Source organism: Pseudovibrio sp. Alg231-02 (assembly GCF_900143565.1).
GTDB lineage: Bacteria > Pseudomonadota > Alphaproteobacteria > Rhizobiales > Stappiaceae > Pseudovibrio.
Genome location: NZ_FREX01000002.1, coordinates 367811 through 387727 on the forward strand (window position 1 = coordinate 367811; position 19917 = coordinate 387727).

The 19917-nt window shown below is 52.6% G+C and carries 14 protein-coding genes; 6 read left to right on the forward strand and 8 right to left on the reverse strand.

The window, feature by feature from the left end:
• Positions 1-134: 134 nt before the first annotated feature.
• The gene (locus DHN43_RS07210; RefSeq protein WP_208994998.1) at positions 135-632 is read right to left on the reverse strand and encodes a DUF4142 domain-containing protein; all 498 of its coding nucleotides are present in this window, start codon (positions 630-632) and stop codon (positions 135-137) included.
• A gap of 371 nt (positions 633-1003) precedes the next feature.
• Here DHN43_RS07210 and DHN43_RS07215 point away from each other — a divergent pair, with 371 nt between their 5' ends.
• The 4 genes from DHN43_RS07215 to DHN43_RS07230 all read left to right on the forward strand — a co-directional run bounded on the left by DHN43_RS07215 (position 1004) and on the right by DHN43_RS07230 (position 8823).
• Positions 1004-3442, forward strand: coding sequence for an ATP-dependent helicase (locus tag DHN43_RS07215; RefSeq protein WP_108818187.1), 2439 nt, complete (start codon positions 1004-1006; stop codon positions 3440-3442).
• Positions 3443-3516: 74 nt separating this feature from the next.
• Positions 3517-5334, forward strand: coding sequence for a cation:proton antiporter (locus DHN43_RS07220; protein ID WP_108818188.1), 1818 nt, complete (start codon positions 3517-3519; stop codon positions 5332-5334).
• A gap of 89 nt (positions 5335-5423) precedes the next feature.
• A complete protein-coding gene (locus DHN43_RS07225) occupies positions 5424-6326 on the forward strand; it encodes a 50S ribosomal protein L11 methyltransferase (RefSeq protein ID WP_063293890.1) in 903 nt (300 codons plus the stop codon).
• Positions 6327-7002: 676 nt separating this feature from the next.
• A complete protein-coding gene (locus DHN43_RS07230; RefSeq protein ID WP_108818189.1) occupies positions 7003-8823 on the forward strand; it encodes an aminopeptidase P family protein in 1821 nt (606 codons plus the stop codon).
• Between the two features lie 59 nt (positions 8824-8882).
• Here DHN43_RS07230 and DHN43_RS07235 read toward each other — a convergent pair whose 3' ends face one another.
• The 4 genes from DHN43_RS07235 to DHN43_RS07250 all read right to left on the reverse strand — a co-directional run bounded on the left by DHN43_RS07235 (position 8883) and on the right by DHN43_RS07250 (position 12742).
• Positions 8883-9206: an AzlD family protein gene (locus DHN43_RS07235; protein WP_057465740.1), complete on the reverse strand. Its 324-nt coding sequence runs from the start codon at positions 9204-9206 to the stop codon at positions 8883-8885.
• Positions 9203-9952 carry an AzlC family ABC transporter permease gene (locus tag DHN43_RS07240; protein WP_063293887.1) on the reverse strand — a complete coding sequence of 250 codons (750 nt, stop codon included), beginning with the start codon at positions 9950-9952 and terminating at the stop codon, positions 9203-9205. Before DHN43_RS07240 ends, DHN43_RS07235 begins: the two co-directional genes overlap by 4 nt.
• Before the next feature lie 190 nt (positions 9953-10142).
• A complete protein-coding gene (locus tag DHN43_RS07245) occupies positions 10143-11012 on the reverse strand; it encodes an AraC family transcriptional regulator (RefSeq protein ID WP_057465742.1) in 870 nt (289 codons plus the stop codon).
• Positions 11013-11101: 89 nt separating this feature from the next.
• Positions 11102-12742 (reverse strand): chloride channel protein, encoded by a 1641-nt coding sequence (locus DHN43_RS07250; RefSeq protein WP_057465743.1) that lies wholly within the window; start codon positions 12740-12742, stop codon positions 11102-11104.
• A 309-nt stretch (positions 12743-13051) separates the two neighbouring features.
• On the opposite strand from DHN43_RS07250, the gene DHN43_RS07260 reads away from it, so the two are divergent.
• Positions 13052-14473, forward strand: coding sequence for an FAD-binding oxidoreductase (locus DHN43_RS07260; protein WP_108818190.1), 1422 nt, complete (start codon positions 13052-13054; stop codon positions 14471-14473).
• Positions 14474-14645: 172 nt separating this feature from the next.
• Positions 14646-18710 carry an AsmA family protein gene (locus tag DHN43_RS07265; protein WP_108818191.1) on the forward strand — a complete coding sequence of 1355 codons (4065 nt, stop codon included), beginning with the start codon at positions 14646-14648 and terminating at the stop codon, positions 18708-18710.
• On the opposite strand, the gene DHN43_RS07270 is transcribed toward DHN43_RS07265, so the two are convergent.
• The 3 genes from DHN43_RS07270 to DHN43_RS07280 are packed head-to-tail and all read right to left on the reverse strand — an operon-like array spanning position 18703 to position 19812.
• Positions 18703-18924, reverse strand: coding sequence for a ribbon-helix-helix domain-containing protein (locus DHN43_RS07270; RefSeq protein WP_063289922.1), 222 nt, complete (start codon positions 18922-18924; stop codon positions 18703-18705). The genes DHN43_RS07265 and DHN43_RS07270 overlap by 8 nt on opposite strands.
• A 9-nt stretch (positions 18925-18933) precedes the next feature.
• A complete protein-coding gene (locus DHN43_RS07275) occupies positions 18934-19143 on the reverse strand; it encodes a DUF4169 family protein (RefSeq protein WP_063290143.1) in 210 nt (69 codons plus the stop codon).
• A 57-nt stretch (positions 19144-19200) separates the two neighbouring features.
• Positions 19201-19812: an SspB family protein gene (locus DHN43_RS07280; protein WP_063307991.1), complete on the reverse strand. Its 612-nt coding sequence runs from the start codon at positions 19810-19812 to the stop codon at positions 19201-19203.
• Positions 19813-19917: the final 105 nt, after the last annotated feature.

A 19917-nucleotide genomic window follows, 5' to 3' on the forward strand; every position in this document is an offset into this window, starting at 1 on the left:
AAGATCTCTCGGGAGACAGCGATACTTGAGCCAAATTTGAAGATGTGATCGTTGGGTTGGCTGAATTTGACAGGAAAACACCAGTGGGGCCGGAGCGCACCACTGGTGTTTTCTGAGATGTTTGAAGGAGTTGCCTAGCCGATTTGCTTGCGGATCTCTGCCAGCATGGTCAGATGGGTATGAATGAAAGCGACCAGAATTTGTGCGGTCGCCACATCCACGTTCACGGGCTTTTTACCGGATTCTGGCTCCTGATATGTCAAAAGCTTTTCATGTCCATGGATTTCGGCTTGAATATACTGCCTGTCGAACTCTTCACCTTCGGCAGCAAGCAGTGCCTGATAGTCTTTTTCCAGGTCATCTGGACGTGGAGGAGGTTTTACGCCAGTTGATTCAATAACATAAGAGACGGCGGTTTGCTCTTCACTCTCGAGCACAGCAAACTGGCGCACTAGCGGGTTTTTGGTCTTCGTGATCGCCATCTTGCTGATGGCGAGAGAGAGCTGGCTGATTATGAGCGTCCCGTCGGTGTACACCGTTGAGTCGTGGTTATCGGCAAGGGCGGAGGAAACCAAAGCAGGTGCTGCCAGTAAAGAACCGGAGATGCCAATGAGGGCGTTTCGGCGTGTCATGTGTAACTTACCAGTATTCATAGTTTTTCTTTCAGGTTGTTACAGTGTTGTTTGTCTTTCGGAAGTGAAGGTATTCCCGTTGCTAAGCTGAGTTATTCTCGTTGGCAGGTATACGCATACTTCCTCTTTAAAACACTAAAGGGCCTCCCGGATTTCAAGTAACTCAGAACAAGCTTGATAAAACATCACAGAGCAAAGCTGGCATGAGGCAAGAGTTACTGAGTGAAGATGCCTTGCCTTACAAAACGATGTGTATCTCTTTGCTGATGCCTCGCTTCTTCAATGTTGTTGCTATATTGTTCCTCGTTAAGTATTGGAGATTCTCCCTCTGATTTGAGAGGGGTATGCGTTCAAAGGATCTAACGAGCTCAATGGCAAACTCTTCTGGCCCACTTCATCGCGGAATACCTGCTCACCCTGCTGATCCTCTGGCTGCACCACAGCCCAAGGCAGGTGGTATCGCAGCGAGGGCCATGGCTGCACGGCAAACCAACGCCCCAGCCTACATGGAAGGATTGAATGCAGAACAACGACTTGCTGTTGAAACGATCAACGGACCGGTGCTCGTTCTTGCAGGTGCTGGCACTGGTAAGACACGTGTTCTGACAACGCGTATTGCACATATTCTGGCAACGGGTCATGCCACTCCGGGTCAGATCCTTTCTGTGACCTTCACCAACAAAGCTGCCCGCGAGATGAAGACGCGCATTGGCGCTTACATTGGTGATGGTGTTGAAGGCATGGCGTGGCTCGGCACGTTCCACGCCATCTGCGTGAAGATTTTGCGCCGCCATGCTGAGCTTGTTGAGTTGAAGTCCTCGTTCTCCATTCTGGATACGGACGATCAGGTTCGTTTGATCAAGCAGATCATTCAGGCGGAAGGTCTGGATGAAAAGCGTTGGACGGCAAAGACTTTTGCCGGACTACTGGACAGCTGGAAGAACCGGGGGCTTACACCCTCACAGATTTCAGCTGGTGACGCACAGGCTTTTGCTAATGGCTTGGGGCGCAAGCTTTATGAGACCTATCAGGAACGGCTTAAGATCCTGAATGCCTGTGATTTTGGTGATTTGCTGCTGCATTGTATTACGATCTTCAAAGAGCATGATGATGTTTTGAAGAGCTTCCAGCATCGCTTCCGTTACATGCTGGTGGATGAGTATCAAGATACCAACATCGCGCAGTACATGTGGTTGCGCTTGTTGGCGCAGGGTAATCCGAACGTGGCCTGTGTTGGCGATGATGACCAGTCCATTTATGGCTGGCGTGGTGCTGAGGTCGATAACATCCTGAGATTTGAGCAGGATTTCCCGGGTGCTGTTGTGGTTCGTCTTGAGCGGAACTATCGCTCGACCAGCCACATCCTGTCCGCAGCTTCTCATCTGATTGCGCACAATCAGGGCCGTCTTGGTAAAACCCTTTTCACTGATCAGATGGGATCTGAGGAAGAAGAGAAAGTGCAGGTTACCTCGGCCTGGGATTCTCAAGAGGAAGCCCGCTCCATTGGTGATGAGATTGAAGCTCTTCAAAACCATGGGCATTCCCTTAATGAAATGGCCATTCTGGTGCGTGCGTCCTTCCAGATGCGCGAGTTTGAAGACCGGTTTGTCACGCTTGGATTGAACTACCGCGTGATCGGTGGTCCGCGCTTTTATGAGCGTATGGAGATCCGCGATGCATTGGCTTATTTCCGTTGTGTGATGCAGACGTCAGACGATCTGGCTTTTGAGCGTATCGTGAATACGCCGAAGCGTGGGCTTGGTGAAGCGACGCTGAAGATTGTGCATGCTTATGCGCGAGAACGCGCTATTCCGCTGATGATCGCTGCGGAAGAGCTGGTTCAGACCAATGAGCTGCGTCCGAAAGCTCGTGCTGCGCTGGCGGATGTTCTTGGCATGTTAGAGAACTGGCGTAATCAGGTTGAGACCATGGGCCATACGGAGCTGGCGGAGATCATTCTTGATGAGAGTGGTTACACCCAGATGTGGCGTCAGGATCGGTCGGCTGAAGCGCCGGGACGTTTGGACAACCTGAAAGAACTTATCCGCTCCATGGAAGAGTTTGAGAGCATGGCTGGGTTCCTTGAGCACATCTCGCTTGTGATGGATAAGGACAGCGATGCGGAAGAGGATGCGGTCTCGATTATGACGCTCCATTCTGCAAAAGGCCTTGAGTTTGATAGTGTTTTCCTTCCCGGTTGGGAAGAGGGCGTGTTCCCGAACCAGCGGGCATTGGATGAAACCGGACAAGCTGGTCTGGAAGAGGAACGGCGCCTTGCCTATGTGGGTCTTACCCGTGGCCGCAAGCGTGTGAAAGTGTGGTTTACCTCTAACCGCCGCATTCATGGGTCCTGGCAGTCCTGCATTCCTTCGCGGTTTCTGGATGAGCTGCCTGCAGACAGTGTTGAGGTTGTTGAGGCCTCCAGCTCTTACGGTGGGTATGGTCTGAATAGTGCTGGTGGTGGTTATGGCGCCAGCCGGTTTGACAACAGTGATCCCTTCCAAAGCAAGTACTCTACGCCGGGTTGGCAGCGGGCGCGTAAGGCGCAGGCGTCTGGTCAGCAGTATGGCAAAATGCATGGTGGGAACCAGAGCCGCCGTGCCAAGAAGGCTGGTCCGATGACCATTGAAGGCGAGCTGGTTGCCAAGAGCGTTACTGAGGCAGGAAGCGATTTTGCGATTGGTGAGCGGATCTTCCATATGAAGTTCGGTTATGGATTGATCGGCGATATCGAGGGGAACAAGCTTACCGTCGATTTTGAAAAAGCTGGCCAAAAGAAAGTGCTCGATAGCTTTGTTGAGCGGGCATAAGCTGCAACGCAAGCGTTAATTACCTTTAGGGTAGATTGTGCTATCTCTCTTCTAAGTTGTGTTGGGAGATGGCAATGAATGAGGTGGTTCTCGCGCTTGCGATGATTGGTGTGGCGGGCGTTGGTGCACAATGGCTTGCCTGGCGATGGTCTTTGCCTGCGATCGTTCTTCTGCTTGTTGCTGGCTTTCTCATTGGTCCTGCCACGGGTGTTCTCAGCCCAACTGCGTTGTTCGGTGATTTATTGCGTCCAACTGTTGCGCTTGGTGTTGCCGTTATTCTGTTTGAAGGCGGTCTTTCTCTTAACTTTCAACGTATTGGCGGTGTTGAGAAGGCGGTTTGGCGGCTCGTTCTTTTGGGCGCTTTTATCGCGTTTTTGTTGGGCGCATTGAATGCCCACTATATCGCAGAGCTGAGCTGGCCTTCGGCGCTGGTGTTTGCTGCAATTCTGATTGTTACCGGTCCTACTGTTATTATTCCCCTTCTGCGTCAGGCGCGGTTGGAACGACGGGTGAGTTCGCTGCTGCGCTGGGAAGCAATCCTTGCTGATCCGCTTGGTGCGCTGCTCGCGGTGTTTATGTTTGAAGGGTATCTGGTTTATCACGGCGACCATGGTTTTTGGGTGCTGGCGATTCGGGCTGTGGCTGGGCTGCTGATTGGCGGTGTTGGTGGCTGGGTGCTGGGGCGTGGATTGATCTGGCTGTTTGTTGGTGGTCGCGTTCCTGAATTTCTCAAAGTTCCGCTGATTTTTGTGAGCGTGATGGGCGCTTATGCGCTTTCTGATTTGGTATTGGAAGAATCCGGTCTGCTGACAGTGACGGTTCTTGGGCTGGTGCTTGGTAACTCTCGTCTTGCCAGTCTTGAAGAGCTGAAACGGTTTAAGGAAGCCGTCACGATCATTCTGGTGTCTTCAGTATTCATTGTTTTGACGGCTTCGGTTCAGCTTGGCAGTCTTGCGGAGTTTGGGTTGGAGGATTTGGCATTTATTCTGGTGCTGTTGTTCGTGATCCGGCCTATTTCGGTTTGGGTTGGAACCATTGGTGCTCACTTGAGCTGGAAAGAACGTTTGCTGGTTGGGTGGATTGCGCCACGCGGTATTGTGGCCGTTGCGGTTTCCGGCTTGTTTGCAAGGTCGCTTGTTGAGCATGGGGCTCCTGATGGAGAGCGGTTGGCGGTTTTGTCGTTTGCCGTTGTGGTTGCCACAGTGTTTGCGCACGGGTTTTCGCTTGGGCCGTTTGCACGATGGCTGGGGCTTTCCAGCCATACGGGGCCGGGATTGCTGATTGTGGGAGCGAGCCGGTTTAGCGTAGCACTTGCGACCAAGCTGAAAACGCTGGATGTTCCGAGCCTTACCGTTGACCGTAACTGGGGTAAGCTGCGGCTTTCGCGCAATGCCGGGCTTACGAACCATTATGGCGAGGTTCTTTCTGAGGAAGTTGAGAATGAGCTTCCGCTTGAGAATTACAGCGTTTTGCTCGCTGTGACTGACAATGACGATTACAACGCGCTGGTGACCACAAACTTTGGACCGCTTATGGGGCGAGGGGAGGTGTATCAGTTTGCACCCTCAGAAGAGCAAAGCGAGAAGGAAAAGTTTCGCCGTGTTGTGACGCTTGGCGGTCGTCCCTTTCTGACACCAGAGCACAGTTATAATGACCTTGAAACGAAGATCCGTGAAGGCTGGTTCATCAAAGCCAGTGAGTTGACAGATACTTATGGCTGGACCGAGTTTCAGGAGGCTTTGCCGGAGACGGCTATTGTGCTGATGTTGATAGACCCGACCAAGAAGCTTCGCCCGCTGAATGGCACCAAGGCTGCGATGCCGATTGCTGGTTCAACAATACTTAGCCTTGTTCCCTGCGAATATGCAGCAGAGCGCGAGAAAACCTCGTGAGTACTGGCTTTTCGGTGCTGCACCTTCTATACGCCTAGGCAAAGGTTTTCACTGAGTTTTGATGGCTCATCGTAACTAAGGGATTTTGCATGGACACGATCCGGGTTCGCATTCCGGCACCTGAGGCTGAAGCAAAAGCACTCTCCGATATTATGGAGGCGCGCTTTGAAGATGACGGGTTCCCAGTTGCCGTCTTTGAAAGCTCCAAGGACGGAAAAACTTGGACCGCAGAAGTGCTGGTTCTGGAATCTACGGTTGATGACGCAATCAATCTGGTTGAAATGCGTTTGTTTGATCAGTTTGAAGGCGGCGTTATTCCAAGCTTTGCTGAAGTTGAGGCGCTGCCTGACATCAACTGGGTTGCCAAATCCCTTGAAGGTTTGAAGCCGGTTCGTGCGGATCGGGTTATCGTTCATGGTGCGCATGATCGTGATGCTGTCGGCCAGTCTGACATTGGTATCGAGATTGAAGCAGCGCAGGCTTTTGGTACCGGTCACCATGGTACGACTGAAGGTTGCCTTTTGGAGCTTCAGCGCTTGTTGAAGCGGCACAAATACCACCGTATGCTTGATTTAGGCACCGGAACGGGTGTTCTGGGCATTGCACTTGCTAAGCTGACCAGCTCTGAAGTTCTGGCGACCGACATCGATCCTATTGCAGTGGAAGCTGCGATTGATAATGCGCGCAAGAACAATGTGGGGCCTCACTTCAAAGCCTTCACCGGTGCTGGTGTAGATGACCGCCGCTTTAATGAGTTTGGCCCGTTTGATCTGGTTGTTGCCAATATTCTTGCAAGACCGTTGATGCAGATGTCCGCTAAACTGTGCGCTCACCTTGCGCATAAGTCTACGCTGGTTCTGTCCGGCTTGCGGATTGAGCATGGTCCACGGATCATCTCGGCGTATGGACAGCAGGGATTGAAGCTTGTGCATCGCCGCGAGATTGAAGGATGGCTGACGCTGACCTTTGCCAAAGGCAATTGGGACTCGTAAGGTCTGGCAGCTTGCTAAAGCAGTTCGCATTTAAATGGAAACGCATGAACTGCTTTAGCCTTTGTTTTTGCGTATCTCCGAAAACCGGTTTCCACTTTTTGGAGATACGCTGCAATAATTCTGAACCCTCATTGCTGATGCAGTGAGGGTTTTTTGATGTCTGATTGAAATGCAAAAAAACAAAAAACCTTTGCTTCCTGATCCGGCAAATTGGGAGGAAATTGCCGGGGAAGCAAAGGTTTTTTTGTGTGCCAAGCAACTGGGAGGAATTTGCTTAGCTTGCCAGATACTGGGAGGAGGTATCCAGCTGTATGAGTGGCATTTCTAGCGCTTTATCAGCAGCTGATGGATGCCGGCCATTTTTGTCGTGCAGATCACTTTGGGAGGAGGTGTGATCCACCGGTTTGCTTTGGGAGGGAAGCGCCCCGTCGACAAGAGGAGTTATCTATTATTTTAGTTTGTAAAAAAAGAGATAGTTTCGCATGACACTTATGCGTTTTTTGCATGTCTCTGTATTGTCATGATCTGAAATTGCATGGAGAACATAGCAGATCTGCGTATAACGCATGGATTGTGTACTTCTGTATCCCCATCGTCTGAATTGAGAGCATAAATTCCTCTTAGGAGCCGTGTTTGTGTGGTTGAGTTGCGTGACGATCGGCATTAGCCTTCCGGCATGTTTCAAAGCTTTGACACAGTAAATGATAAATCTCGTGGGCCGGTTCGGTTGGCCGCTCTGCGAGACGAGCTGGCCTCGCGTGGGCTTGATGGCTTTTTGGTGCCGCGGGCAGATGCTCACCAAGGTGAGTACGTTCCTGATAGTGACTGCCGCCTTGAGTGGCTGACAGGTTTCACCGGCTCTGCTGGTATTGCTGGTGTTCTCAGTGACAAGGCAGCTGTTTTTATTGATGGCCGCTACACCATTCAGGTGCGGGATCAGGTAGACGAAGAGGCGTTTGCCTATCGTCATCTGATTGATGAGCCGCTGACGGGCTGGCTTCGTGAGAATGCGGCAGAAGGCCAGAAGATCGGGTACGATCCGATGTTGCATCCTGTTCGTCAGGTGCGCTCCCTGAAAGCTGCCTGTGAAAAGGCTGGTGCACAGCTGGTTGCTATTGAAAGCAATCCTGTTGATGCCGTTTGGAGTGATCGCCCGGAAGCGCCGCTTGGTGCCGTGAAAATGCACGGGATGCAGTTTGCTGGTGAAAGTGCTGCAGACAAGATCAAGCGTATTGGTGAGTTGATTGCTGGAAAAGAGGCGGATACAGCGCTTCTGACACAGCCAGACTCCATTGCGTGGCTGTTGAACATTCGCGGTAGCGATGTGATGCATACGCCGCTGCCACTGTCTTTTGCTTTGGTACCGACCAACGGCAAGCCATCGCTGTTTATTGATGGGCGCAAGCTTTCCAATGAAGTGCGTGATGAGTTGAGCGCTCTTGCTGATATTGCAGGACCGACAGAACTTGCACCTACATTGAAAGCATTGGGTGCTGAAGGCAAACGGGTGCTCATTGATACCGGTCTTGCGGGTCAGGCTCTTTATGATGCGGTTGCTGACAATGGCGGCCATGTTGTGGAAGGGCAGGAGCCAACTCTGCTGCCTAAGGCTGTTAAAAATCAGGCTGAGATTGAGGGCACAAAAGCTGCGCATCTACGTGACGGTGTTGCCTATGCTGGCTTCCTTGCATGGTTTGAGAAGACGGCGCCTCTTGGTGGCCTGACTGAAGTTGTTGTTGCTGAAAAGCTTGAGGAGTTCCGCCGTGAGACGGGTGCTTTGAAGGACATTTCTTTTGACACTATTTCAGCGGCAGGTCCTCACGGTGCGATCTGTCACTACCGTGTGAGCAACGATAGCAATCTGCCGATTGAGCTGAACAGTGTGTATCTGATCGATTCCGGTGCGCAGTACGAGGATGGCACAACAGACATCACACGTACGCTTGCTGTTGGAGCTGTGACTGCTGAGCAGTGCAAGCACTTTACGCTTGTTCTGAAGGGCCATATTGCGATTGCGACCGCGCGTTTTCCTGTTGGGACGACCGGGTCACAACTGGATACTCTGGCTCGTATCGATCTTTGGAAGCAGGGTCTCGACTTTGACCATGGCACTGGCCACGGTGTCGGCTCTTATCTGGGTGTGCATGAAGGTCCGCAGCGGATCTCCAAAGCTCCAAACAGCATCGCGCTGAAGCCGGGTATGATCCTTTCCAATGAGCCGGGTTATTACCGGGCTGATGAGTACGGCATCCGGATTGAGAACCTTGAGCTGGTGACGCCTGCTGCTGCCATTGAGGGTGGTGATCAGAAAATGCTCGGTTTTGAGCCGCTTACACTGGCACCGATTGACCTGCGTATGGTGGATACCAAGCTTCTCTCCGCGTTTGAGCTGAACTGGCTGAATGCTTACCATGCTCGTGTGAGGGAATTGGTTGGGCCACTGCTTGATGGTGAGACCAAAGCTTGGCTGGAAGAGGCGACCCGTCCGGTTTCCTGAGCCGCTCCTGCTTCTCATTAGGTTAAAGAAAACCCCGCTTCATGGAGCGGGGTTTTTGTTTAGATGACAGTGAGCGCCATTCTGAGCACGACAACACTGACAACACCCAGTGTCATGGCTGCGAGCATTGGCAAGCGCAGGGCTGCAATCGCGGTGATGGCTGTTGCTGCGGTCTCGGCGATGCCGGTTGCGAAGGCTGTTGGGGCGACGACCGACATAAGGATTGCTGGCGGAACGGCTTGCAAGGCTGCCTCAGTTCTGCCTGAGAAAGTGACGAATTTTGTCAGCACCAACCCTGCGATGCGGGTCAGGTAAGTTCCTGCAGCCATTGCCACAATGGTGAAGAGGACAAGCGGATCAACTGCGAAGACTTCTGACATCATGACTGAAGTGCCTCCGCAGGTTTCTGGAGCCCGTTGGTTTTTTCGTCATACTGGACTGCTGCGGCGATGACGCCTGCGATTGCGCCAGCGATTATGTACCAGGCACCTGGAACGAACTTGTGAGTGAGAACTGCTGCTAAACCGCTCGCTGCGAGGACTACGCCAGTTTTGCGGCCTTGCCAGAAGCCCATGACCAGACAGATGAAGAGGGCGGTGAACGCAAAGTCCAGACCGTAGCGGGATGGGTCGCCCATGACTGCGCCTATCAGGCTTCCGACCACTGTTGCGACTTGCCAGGTGATGAACAGGGTCAGGCCAACACCTAGATAGAAGCTGAAAGTGGTGTGATGCTTGATAGCGCGCTGTTCAGACAGAGCCCAGACCTCGTCGGCCAATATGAAGAAGCCAAGGTACTTTTGCAGGGGTGTCCAATGGCCGAGTTTGGGGGCAAGAGATGCGCTCATAAGCACATGACGCAGGTTGATTAGGAAAGTGGAGAAGGCAATGGTGAGCCACGGGAGCGGATCGGCCCATAAATCCAGGGCGAGGAACTGAGAGCCGCCTGCAAATACGAAGGAGCCCATCAGCAGGACTTCTAAAGGAGACATGCCCTTTTGTGCTGCGAGCGCGCCAAACAACAGGCCGATGGGTGTCGCGGCGAAAATCAACGGGAAGAATGTTGTTACACCGAGGAAAAATTCATTGGGACCAGCGTTGATCGCTGATTTGTTCTGATTGCTTTTCACAAAACCCTCCTAGAGCCTGTTGCGCTCATTTGCATTCACGCCTCACGCTCTAATTTCTTTACTTTCAGCGAATTCTTGTCGTTTGATTGAATTCAATTAAACGGAACGCGCTCCAGAGCATGGAGTGCTTTTAAGTCAGAGAGGCCGATGTCGTCTTGAATGAAATTGCGCTTCTTGTATGCCGCTGTGATTAAATGGAAATCACAGATCGCTGGAAAGCTGCTGGCGTGGTGCCTACGCGGGATTTGAACTGCCGCGTGAGGTGGGCCTGATCCGCAAAGCCGCAGAGTGATGCCGTCTCGCTTGGAGAGGTTCCACGCACGAGCAGGCGTCTGGCATTTCGTACCCGCACATCGGTCAGGTAGGCGTGCGGTGTTTGTCCTGTCGCTTTTTTAAAGGAGCGGATGAGGTGGTACTTTGACCGGCCCGAGATGTTCACCAGATCATCCAGGTGAACGCTGCCCATGAAACTTTCTTCCAGATACTCTCGCGCTCGTTTGATTGCTACGGGATCTTTTGATCCTGTGATGTTGTCAGTGAAGCTGCCGTGCTTTGCGAGCATCTTGGCGAAGATCATATAGAGCGGTTCTTCGGCTTCCAGATCAATGGAACGGTTCTGTATGGACTTGTGCGCTTCAACGAATTCCTGACAGAGCTCCGGGTCATGGACACAGGCCTCCGGGAAAAACGGTGTTCCGCTTTGTGGTTTGTCCGTCAGATCCTCAGCGATCTTCTGCAACAGAGAGATGCTGGGGTAGGTCATCCGGTAGGTGTAGCCGTAGCCCTCCGGTATACCGTCGTGAAGCTCGAATGGATTGACGAAGACCAGATCTCCGGGACCTGCGAATATCTGCTGTCCGCGTTGCCAGTAGCACTGACAGCCAGAGAGAATGCCACCAACAACGAACGTGTCGTGGGTGTGAGGTTCGTAAACATGGGTTCTGAAACTTGCCGCAAGACATTCCAACCCATCAAAGCGAGGCGCACACCAGAATTGTGCGTTCTCTCCCGAATTGAGCGGAGTTGCTTCTAAGGCAATTTTTTGAGTAACCGGCTTCATAGACCCAATTTATCCAGCGAAGACAAGGATGTCTTGAATGAGATTGCTGTTTTTTACGGATGGGTCAATGGAGATTATCTGGGGTTTGGCTAGCGGTGCTCCTCAACATTCGCCTGAATGAGAGCTGAATTGAAGTAACGCAGAGCCTTCACGTGACTTGCGTAACCAATAACTTCCGCTGGGTTCTTGGGGTCTATGACGGGCAGGGTAGATTTGCCTGCATCATCGAAGGTCCTGAGCGCTTTTTCGAGCGTGTCGAGCGGTGCAAGGAACGGTTCTTCTGACTCTGGGTCGAAGGTGGTATCGGAGTCCGGCCTTGGCGGATCTGCGAAATCTTCAACATGAACGATGCGGACGAGCCATTTGTGGGCACCATCTTGCAACATGACACCGCGCATTTCCAGCTGCCAATGGAAGTAGGAACGGCCATGGATTGCCTGATTGAGGCCTGTTGAAACGGAGACAGCGATCAGCAGTGCAATGGACAACTCGTAACCACCTGTCAGCTCGAACACGATCATGGTGGTTGAAATTGGTGCGCCAAGGACGGCTGAGGCGACCGCTCCCATGCCTAAAATAGCGTAGAGGCCGTGGCTGGAAGCCATTTCGGGCAGGTGATTTGCCGCGATCAGACCAAAGGCGCCACCAGTCATCGCCCCCAGATACAGCGAGGGTGAGAAGATGCCGCCGCCGAAGCGAGAGGCGAGCGTGATGGCTGTTGCTACTGTTTTCACGACGAGCAGCGAGAGCATCAATGTGAGCGGTAGTTCTGAGTTGAGCGCTCCATCTGTTGCCTCGTAGCCAACGCCAATGATTTCCGGATAGAAGACAGCGATTGAGCCAACCAATGCGCCGCCGATGATCGGGCGGAGCCAGATTGGCATTTTGATGTTTCTGGCAAGCCAGTCTGAGCCGATCAATGCAAACTGGAACGAGATGGCAACAATCGCGCAGATGATGCCGAGCAGCACAAAAGCCGGGAATTCCCAGTATGTGTTGATCTGGTAGTGGGGCAGGATGAAGGCCACGGCTTCGCCAAAATAGAGGCGAGACACGAGCGTTCCCATAGCTGATGAGAGCACGATTGGAACGAAGGCGGACATTGCGTAGTGGCCGAGGATGACCTCATGTGCGAACAGTACGCCTGCGATTGGTGCGTTAAAGCTTGCGGAGACTGCACTTGCGACACCTGCGGCGAGCAGGATACGCATTGTTGAATCCGGGAGTTTCAGTTTGGAGAAGACGGATGTGCCGAGTGTGGCGCCCAGATGAACCATAGGGCCTTCACGACCAGCACTGGCGCCACTGCCAAGTGAAATGACTGTGATGAGTGCGGAGCTGAGGCCGGGCCAAAAGGGCAGGCCGGTTCCACCATGAGCCCGTGCTTCAATCACGTCTGCTACGCCACCGGCACGTTGCTTCTTCTGGATCGTTTGCAGCAGGAGGCCGACAATTGCGCCGCCTATCACAGGTGCTAGAACAATGACATACCATGGTTGAGCGTTTGCCGCGCTGATCATGCGTTCGGAGACGGTACCGAGCGATAACCATTGAACCAGCCCAATGCCAATGCGAAACAGGATCGCAGATCCGCCCACCGCTGCCCCAATGATCAACGCAAGGAGCCAGACAAGCGGGAGCCGCGATGACATGAACAAACGTAAGTTAGGTTCGACCCATTTATAGGCTATGCGCATTGCGATTTTCAGCGGGTTAGCTTGGTTAGGCATAATAGATTAAGCGATACGACAATGAATGATTGGCATTGTCTTTAACGAGATTCCCCGGCAAACGCCAATCAGGATATGCTCTGATCATCTGATTTTGGATCATTATTTTCGATAAGCACTGAGAAACACTTAAGGAGCTTCTTCAGGTCAGTTGGCTTGTGTGGCAATCGTCTTGCTAAAAGCTCAATAATGCTGACCACGCAGAATACTATAATTCCAATAAATGCCGAGTCGTGTCTCGAAGTTTCGACTATATGCTTGGAGGTGTGCTTCCGGGGGGAAGTATCTGGAATATAAGGGAGGTCTGTCATGTCTCTGACGGGGATGCAGCTGAATGTTACACGCAATGCCGAGGGGATCGACAAAGCGATTGCGCTCTTGAATGAGAAGTTTGGCGACCGTTGCCAGACATCCATGAGCTTGCGGGAGCAGCATGGGCATACGACATCATGGCTACCAAACCAGCCGCCGGATGCTGTTGTCTTTGTACAGTCGACCGAGGAAGTCTCTGAAATCGTAAAGCTTTGTGCTGACCTGCGTGTGCCGATCATTCCGTTTGGCAGTGGTTCTTCTTTGGAAGGGCATCTGAATGCACCGGGGGGCGGTATCTCGCTGGACCTCTCTCAGATGAATGAAGTTGTCTCAGTGCATGCCGAGGATTTGGACTGTGTGGTTCAGCCGGGTGTGACGCGCAAGCAGCTCAATGCTTACTTGCGTGATACTGGCTTGTTTTTCCCGATTGATCCGGGCGCTGATGCCACTATTGGTGGCATGACGGCGACGCGGGCTTCTGGCACCAATGCGGTGCTTTATGGGACGATGAAGGATATGGTTCTGGCGCTGACGGTTGTCATGCCTGACGGGACCATTGTGAAGACTGGAAGCCGTGCCAAGAAATCGTCTGCGGGATATGACCTGACGCGCTTGATGGTTGGCTCGGAAGGTACGCTTGGGGTGATCACTGAGATTACGTTGAAGCTGAAGGGTATACCTGAAGCAATTTCAGGTGGAATTGCCTCGTTCGATAGCATTGCGGATTGCTGCAACACGGTTATTGAGGCGGTGCAGTATGGCATACCCGTTGCCCGTATGGAGCTGTTAGACACACTGACCGTCCAATCCGTTAACGCCTATTCAAAGCTGGATTTGCCAGAATCACCGTTGCTGCTTGTGGAATTCCACGGCTCTGAGGCTGGTGTGAGAGAACAGGCTGAGCGGTTTGGTGAGATTGCGGCTGAAAACTCTTTGAAAAAATTTGAATGGGCGACCGATCCCGAAGAGCGCAACAAGCTTTGGGCCGCGCGGCATGACGCTTATTGGGCTGGCCTTGGTCTGGCACCTGAGCGAACCGGACTGTCGACAGATGTCTGTGTGCCGATCTCTCGTCTGGCCGACTGTGTGACGGCTACACACGATGACATCGAAGAAAATGGTCTGATTGGTCCGATAGTTGGCCATGTTGGTGACGGCAACTTTCATGTTCTTGTTTTGACGGACCTGACTGACCCTGAGGACATTGCCAAGTCTGAGGCGTTTGTTGAACGGCTGAACTATCGTGCGATTGAGCTGGGCGGAACCTGTACTGGTGAGCATGGTGTGGGGCAGGGCAAGATGAAATATCTGCCTAAGGAACATGGTGCAGGGGTGGCTGTGATGGCCGCCATCAAACGTAGTCTTGACCCGCTGAATATTATGAACCCCGGTAAGATTGTTGCCTTAGATACCGAGTAAAGAAGTGCCATAAATACGCACTTGCTTCGATCCGTTCGGAAACATTGCCTTAAGTCGTTGCTGTCGTCTTGTTCCTGCTGTAATTCACATAGACAAACAAGTGTTTGCATGCAGCTCATAGGCGGACAGCGCGGCAAGGCGTGAGGTTCGAAGTGGGTAAAGGAGCTTAACGTTGAATTCGGTTTACATCACCGTCGGTGGGACTTTGATCTTGGCGCTGGTCATCGCGCTTGTTGGCCCTTTGGTCATCGATTGGTCAGCTTATCGTTCCCTGTTTGAAAGCTATGGTGAGAAAGTTCTGGGGCATCAGGTGACGATCCTCGGTGAGACCGATGTCCAGCTGCTGCCTGCTCCCTACGTGAAGCTCTCTGACGTTCGTGTTGGTGCTGTCGAAGATCCGTTGATGACGATCAAAGGATTTGAAGGCCGTATTGAATTGCCTTCGCTTTTGCGCGGAGAAGTGCACGTTACTGAGATGAAACTCAACGAGCCGGAGCTTAACCTTTCTCTTGATGAGGATGGCCGTCTTGATGTTTTGCAAACCAACTCCCGCCGTTCCGTTATTTCTGAAATTGACCCGACCTCGCTTATTCTGGAAGGCGTGAGCGTTCAAAATGGATCTGTCGTGCTGACTGATGCACGGACGGGAGAAGTACGCCGCGCAGGCAATGCGAACCTTGAGCTTTATGCTGGCGGTTTGCAGGGGCCTTTCAAAGCGGAAGGTGCGATGCTTTATGAAGGTGTGCCTTACACGCTGAAAATTGGTAGTGGCCGTGTTGAGCGCAATGGTCAGATCAGGGTTAAGACGCAGGTGTCTCCTGCAAATGTTGCAGCTCAATTCTCAACGGATGGTTTCCTGACACACCAGAACGGTGTGGTCTCCTATTACGGAGATGCCGAGGTTCAATCTGTTGTTAGTGAAGGCTCTGATGCGCTGGAATGGGCCGGGAAGAGTAAGTTTAATCTGGACGGTGAGCGGCTGGAACTGACTGAGAGTACTTTGCGTCTTGGCTCAGAAGATCGCCCGATTACCGCTGAAGGTGGCGGTATTTATCGTTTTGGTCCAGAGCCAGAATTTCAGGCTGTTGCTCAGTTTAAACAGGTTGATCTGGACCGGATGATTGGTGGTGGGCCACAGCGTCCGCTGGTTCCAACTGATGCCGTTCTTACGCGACTGGCTGGCGGCTTGCAGTCTCTGCCCTTGCTGGATGTGAAAGGCAATATGGATCTGACCGTGCCTGTTGTGGTGGCCGGCGGTTCTGTTGTTTCCAATCTGAGTGCCTTACTTGAATCGACAGGCACTGGCTGGAAGATTGATGAGCTCTCTGGTGAGTTGCCGGGTCGTAGCCTCTTCAAGACCAGTGGTTACCTGGAGCTGCGTGGCTCTGCTGGCTATCAGGGTGACTGGGAGATTTCTTCTCGTCAGCCACATCAGCTGGCGCATTGGTGGTTGGGAGAGCGGAAGGATGCTTCCAAACGTCTGTCTCCTGTTGCGTTGAGAGGCCGTGTTGAAGCTGGTTCCGGTGCTCTGCGACTGCCTGATTTGCGGATAGATGCTGGAGATGTGCGCAGTGTTGGCTTGATTTCATTTGAGCATCCGCTTGATCGCAGCCCGTTGATCACTGTTGATATGGATAGTGACCGGGTCAATCTGGATGAAATCCAGCGTTATGTGGAAGCGTTTACGGGTAAGAAGATCAAGCCCAGTGCGGTTGATATGTCCATACGGCTTTACGCCGATGAGCTTGTTGCCAGTGGCGTGAAAGCAAAAAGCATGGCGGTGAGTGCGAGCCTGAGCCGGGATGCGCTTTCAATCGAGCAGCTGAAAATTCGTGATTTTGCTGGTGCTTACATTGATATGAAGGGCCGCATTGATGACCTAAGCACGACGCCGCAGGGGAATATCAAAGGCACGCTGACAGCATCGTCTCTGACTGGAGCGGTTGCTGTTTTGGAAGAATATGCACCTGACCATCCGTTGATTGAGCGCCTGAAAACAGCTGCTCCGGATCTTGCACCTGCCAGCCTTAAAGCTGAGCTTTCTGCCTATGCTGAGAAGGGGCGGACGGATATGTCTTTGAACCTTTTTGGTGAGGTTGGCGTCAGTGATCTGGATTTGAATGGCACCTTTGAAGGCCGCATTGATGACTTTGCAGAAGGTGACCTTTATGCGGAAATGACGCTTGGTGGCAAAGATGGCGTCAAAGTGCTTCGACAGCTTGGGTTTGAGGCTATCCCAATCACGCAACTGCAACCGGGAGAGGTTCGTCTTTCCTTGTCTGGCAGTCCGCGCGATCAACTGGCCTTTGGTTTTTCAAGTGACCTTGTTGGGTTGAAGATCCTCTCCGATGGGACCGTACGGGTTCCGAACCGATCTGCTGCTGTCTGGTCTGCCAAGGTTGCGTTGCAGTCTGATGATCTGGCGGATTATGGACTGGCATTTGGCAAGATTTATCCAATTTACTCCGGTCCTCTCAAAGCGAACCTGAGTGGTCAGTTTGAAGGCCGCGGGCGGGACTTCAAACTCTCAGATCTGAAAGGCCAGCTGGCTAATATGGATCTGTCTGGTGATCTTGAAGGTACTTTGAAGAAGGGTGGACCTTTAGAAGCATCCGGCAAGCTGAAATTGTCCGAGCTTGATATGCGCAGTTTGAGTGAACTGCTGCTGGGAGCCAATGTTTGGGCCGGTGTGCTTCAGGAAGATTCTGTGTGGTCCTCGCAGGCGCTGGGGCAAGGCCTTGCTGATGGTGTGGATCTGACACTTGATGTGAAGAGCGACCGCGCTTTGTTCAGTGATGAGTTCCGACTGGACGCCGCAAGTGGTCAGCTTCGGTTACGTTCGGATCAGCTGTCTATCAATGAAGGGACTGGCCGGTTTGCAGGAGGCGAGTTCTCTGGTGCCTTTGATTTGCGGCGGGATCAGGGACAGGCGAGCCTTTCTGGCAGGTTCCGGCTGGATGATGTTGATTTTGCAGAGTTAGCCTGGACTGATGAAGGTCGCGCTTTAGCAACAGGTAAGCTGCAGGCGATTGCTGAGTTTGAAGGAAGCGGACGCACAATTTCCGGTCTTGTGGCTGGTCTTTCAGGTGGTGGTACTTTCAGCGTTACTGATGGTGTAATTCGCCGGATCAACCCAGCGGCCTTTGACCTCGTGATCAAGGCTGCGGATGCAGGTCTTGAGCTGGATGAGGCTGCTATTCAAAACACCTTTGCGGACCATCTGGATGCGGGCTCTATATCGTTCAACCGGGTTGACGGGTCCCTGGGCATTGCCAGTGGGCGGATCCGGGCGCGTAACATCTCCGTTGATACTGCCGGGACCACGCTGTTTGGCTCTGCGCTTGTTGATCTGGAGAAGTGGGCGCTGACGGGCGATGTTTCCATGAAGACCCGTGATGAAGCGCAAAAGGTTGCGGGTGCTGAGCCTCAGGTCGCTATCTTGTATTCTGGTCCGCTGGAAAACCCAGTGCGCAAGCTGGATACGGGGCCTTTGCTCTCCTATCTCAATCTTCGTGCGATTGAACTGAATGTGAAACGCATTGAGGAAGAGCAGCGCAAGATTGCTGAGCAAGAGCGCATGCTTGATGAGCTGAAGAAAAAGCGGGAAGAGGAAGCCGCCCAAAAAGCGAAGGCTGCTGAGGACGCGGAAAAGGCTCGGCAAGCTGAAGCTGCCACCGCCGCTGAACGTAGGCAACAGGCGCAGGCAGACAAAAAGGCGAAAGCCCGTGCCGCCCGCCTGGCAGCTGAGGAAGAAGCGCGCAAGGCGAAAGCTGTTGAGGCTGTGAAGCGGGCTGAGGAAGCTCAGAAAGCGATAGATGCGAAAGCCAAAGCTGCGGCTGAAGCGCAAGCTAAGGCCGATGTTGAGAGCAACAAGAGCACTGTACAGGACTTTAGTGCGCGTATTCGGTCTGTTCTTGACGGAGACGCCACTGCAAAAAAGCCCGTTAGCCCCTCTGTTGCAATCGTTGACCCGCCGAAACCGCGCGCGAAATCCAGCCTACCTGCATTGGAAGCTCCGGTGACCATTGGTGGCGTGAACGAGGCGACGGTGCCAGCGGGAGAGGTTGACCTGCTTGGGCCTATCATCCAGTCAGGTGCTCCGAAAAATCTTGGCGTGCTTGAGGCCGGCAATGACAATCAGGTTTTGCGTGGACCTCTGCCTGATTTGCAGACTGATGAGCGGGGAGCGCCTAAATTCATTGAGCTGCCAGGTGGTCGCCTGCTGCAGGTTAACTGACCAGTTGGGTCTGAAAGTGTTTGAGCACGGCGACGCGGATGCAGCTTGAGAGATTGTTTTCCGGGTTTCGCTCATCATCAATTGAGGCGATGGTCGCGGTAATATTTTTACCCTGACTTCGCGCAAAGTCTTCCAGCCCAGACCAGAACTCCGGCTCCAGCGTGATGCTGGTTCTATGTCCGTGTAGGGTGATCGAGCGTTTCTTGAGGCTCATAAGGATGCCTCACTCTTTATCTGCTGGTGATGAAGAAGAGACGGAGGCCAACTTATGACCTTCAAAGCGCTTTGTCTGCAGGTCTGCTTCTGCATTTTCCTGAGATTTTTCGGCTTTTGAACGCCCGAACTTCCGGCGGTTTTCCGCTGCGGACTGGGCTTTGCTGTCTCTGGCCTTTTGTTTGCGGGCCTGACGCAGGTTAACAACGGTCGCGCTCATACAATCACCCATTACATGACGTTGATGAGCCGACCGCTCTTATCTTGATCGGACGGATCAGCTCTTCTTACGGAAAGCATCCAGAGAAACAACCTGCGCACTTCCGTTATCATCTTTGGAAGTCTCGTCAGAGTCAGTTTTCTCTTTCTCGTCCTCAGAGTCTGAAGCTGTCTCTTCTGTTTCGGAAGCAGCTGCGTTAGCTTCTTCTTTTTCGTCCTGTTCGACAGCCGATTCCAGACGTGCATGGAACTCTTCTACAGAGTCCAGATCACGTTCCGCAATGCGGAATTCTGCAGGCAGTTCTTCACCGGTCTTGCCAGGCTCAAACTCAAGAGCAAACTGGACAGACGGGTCGAAGAAACCCTTGATTGCAGAGAACGGAACATACAAATGCTCCGGAACACCACCAAAGGACAAACCAACCTCGAAAGCGTGCTCAGTGATCTGCAGGTCCCAGAACTGGTGCTGCAGCACGATCGTCATTTCTTTCGGGTAACGTTCCCTTAAGCGGTTTGAAATCTTGACGCCAGGGGCCGTGGTTTCAAAGGCAATGTAAAAATGGTGCTCTCCGGGAAGTCCTGCCCGGTTGACCTCAACCAATATCTTTCGGACTGCGTTTCTCAACGCGTCCTGAATGATGATGTCATAGCGGATTAAATCTTCAGCCATGTCCGGCACCGCTCATCCTTTGCGTTCTTATTCGGCCTAACTATAGCGTAGAGGCGACAAAAAGGCCTGTCTTTTATTTCTATACCTTGAATAGGCATAGAATAA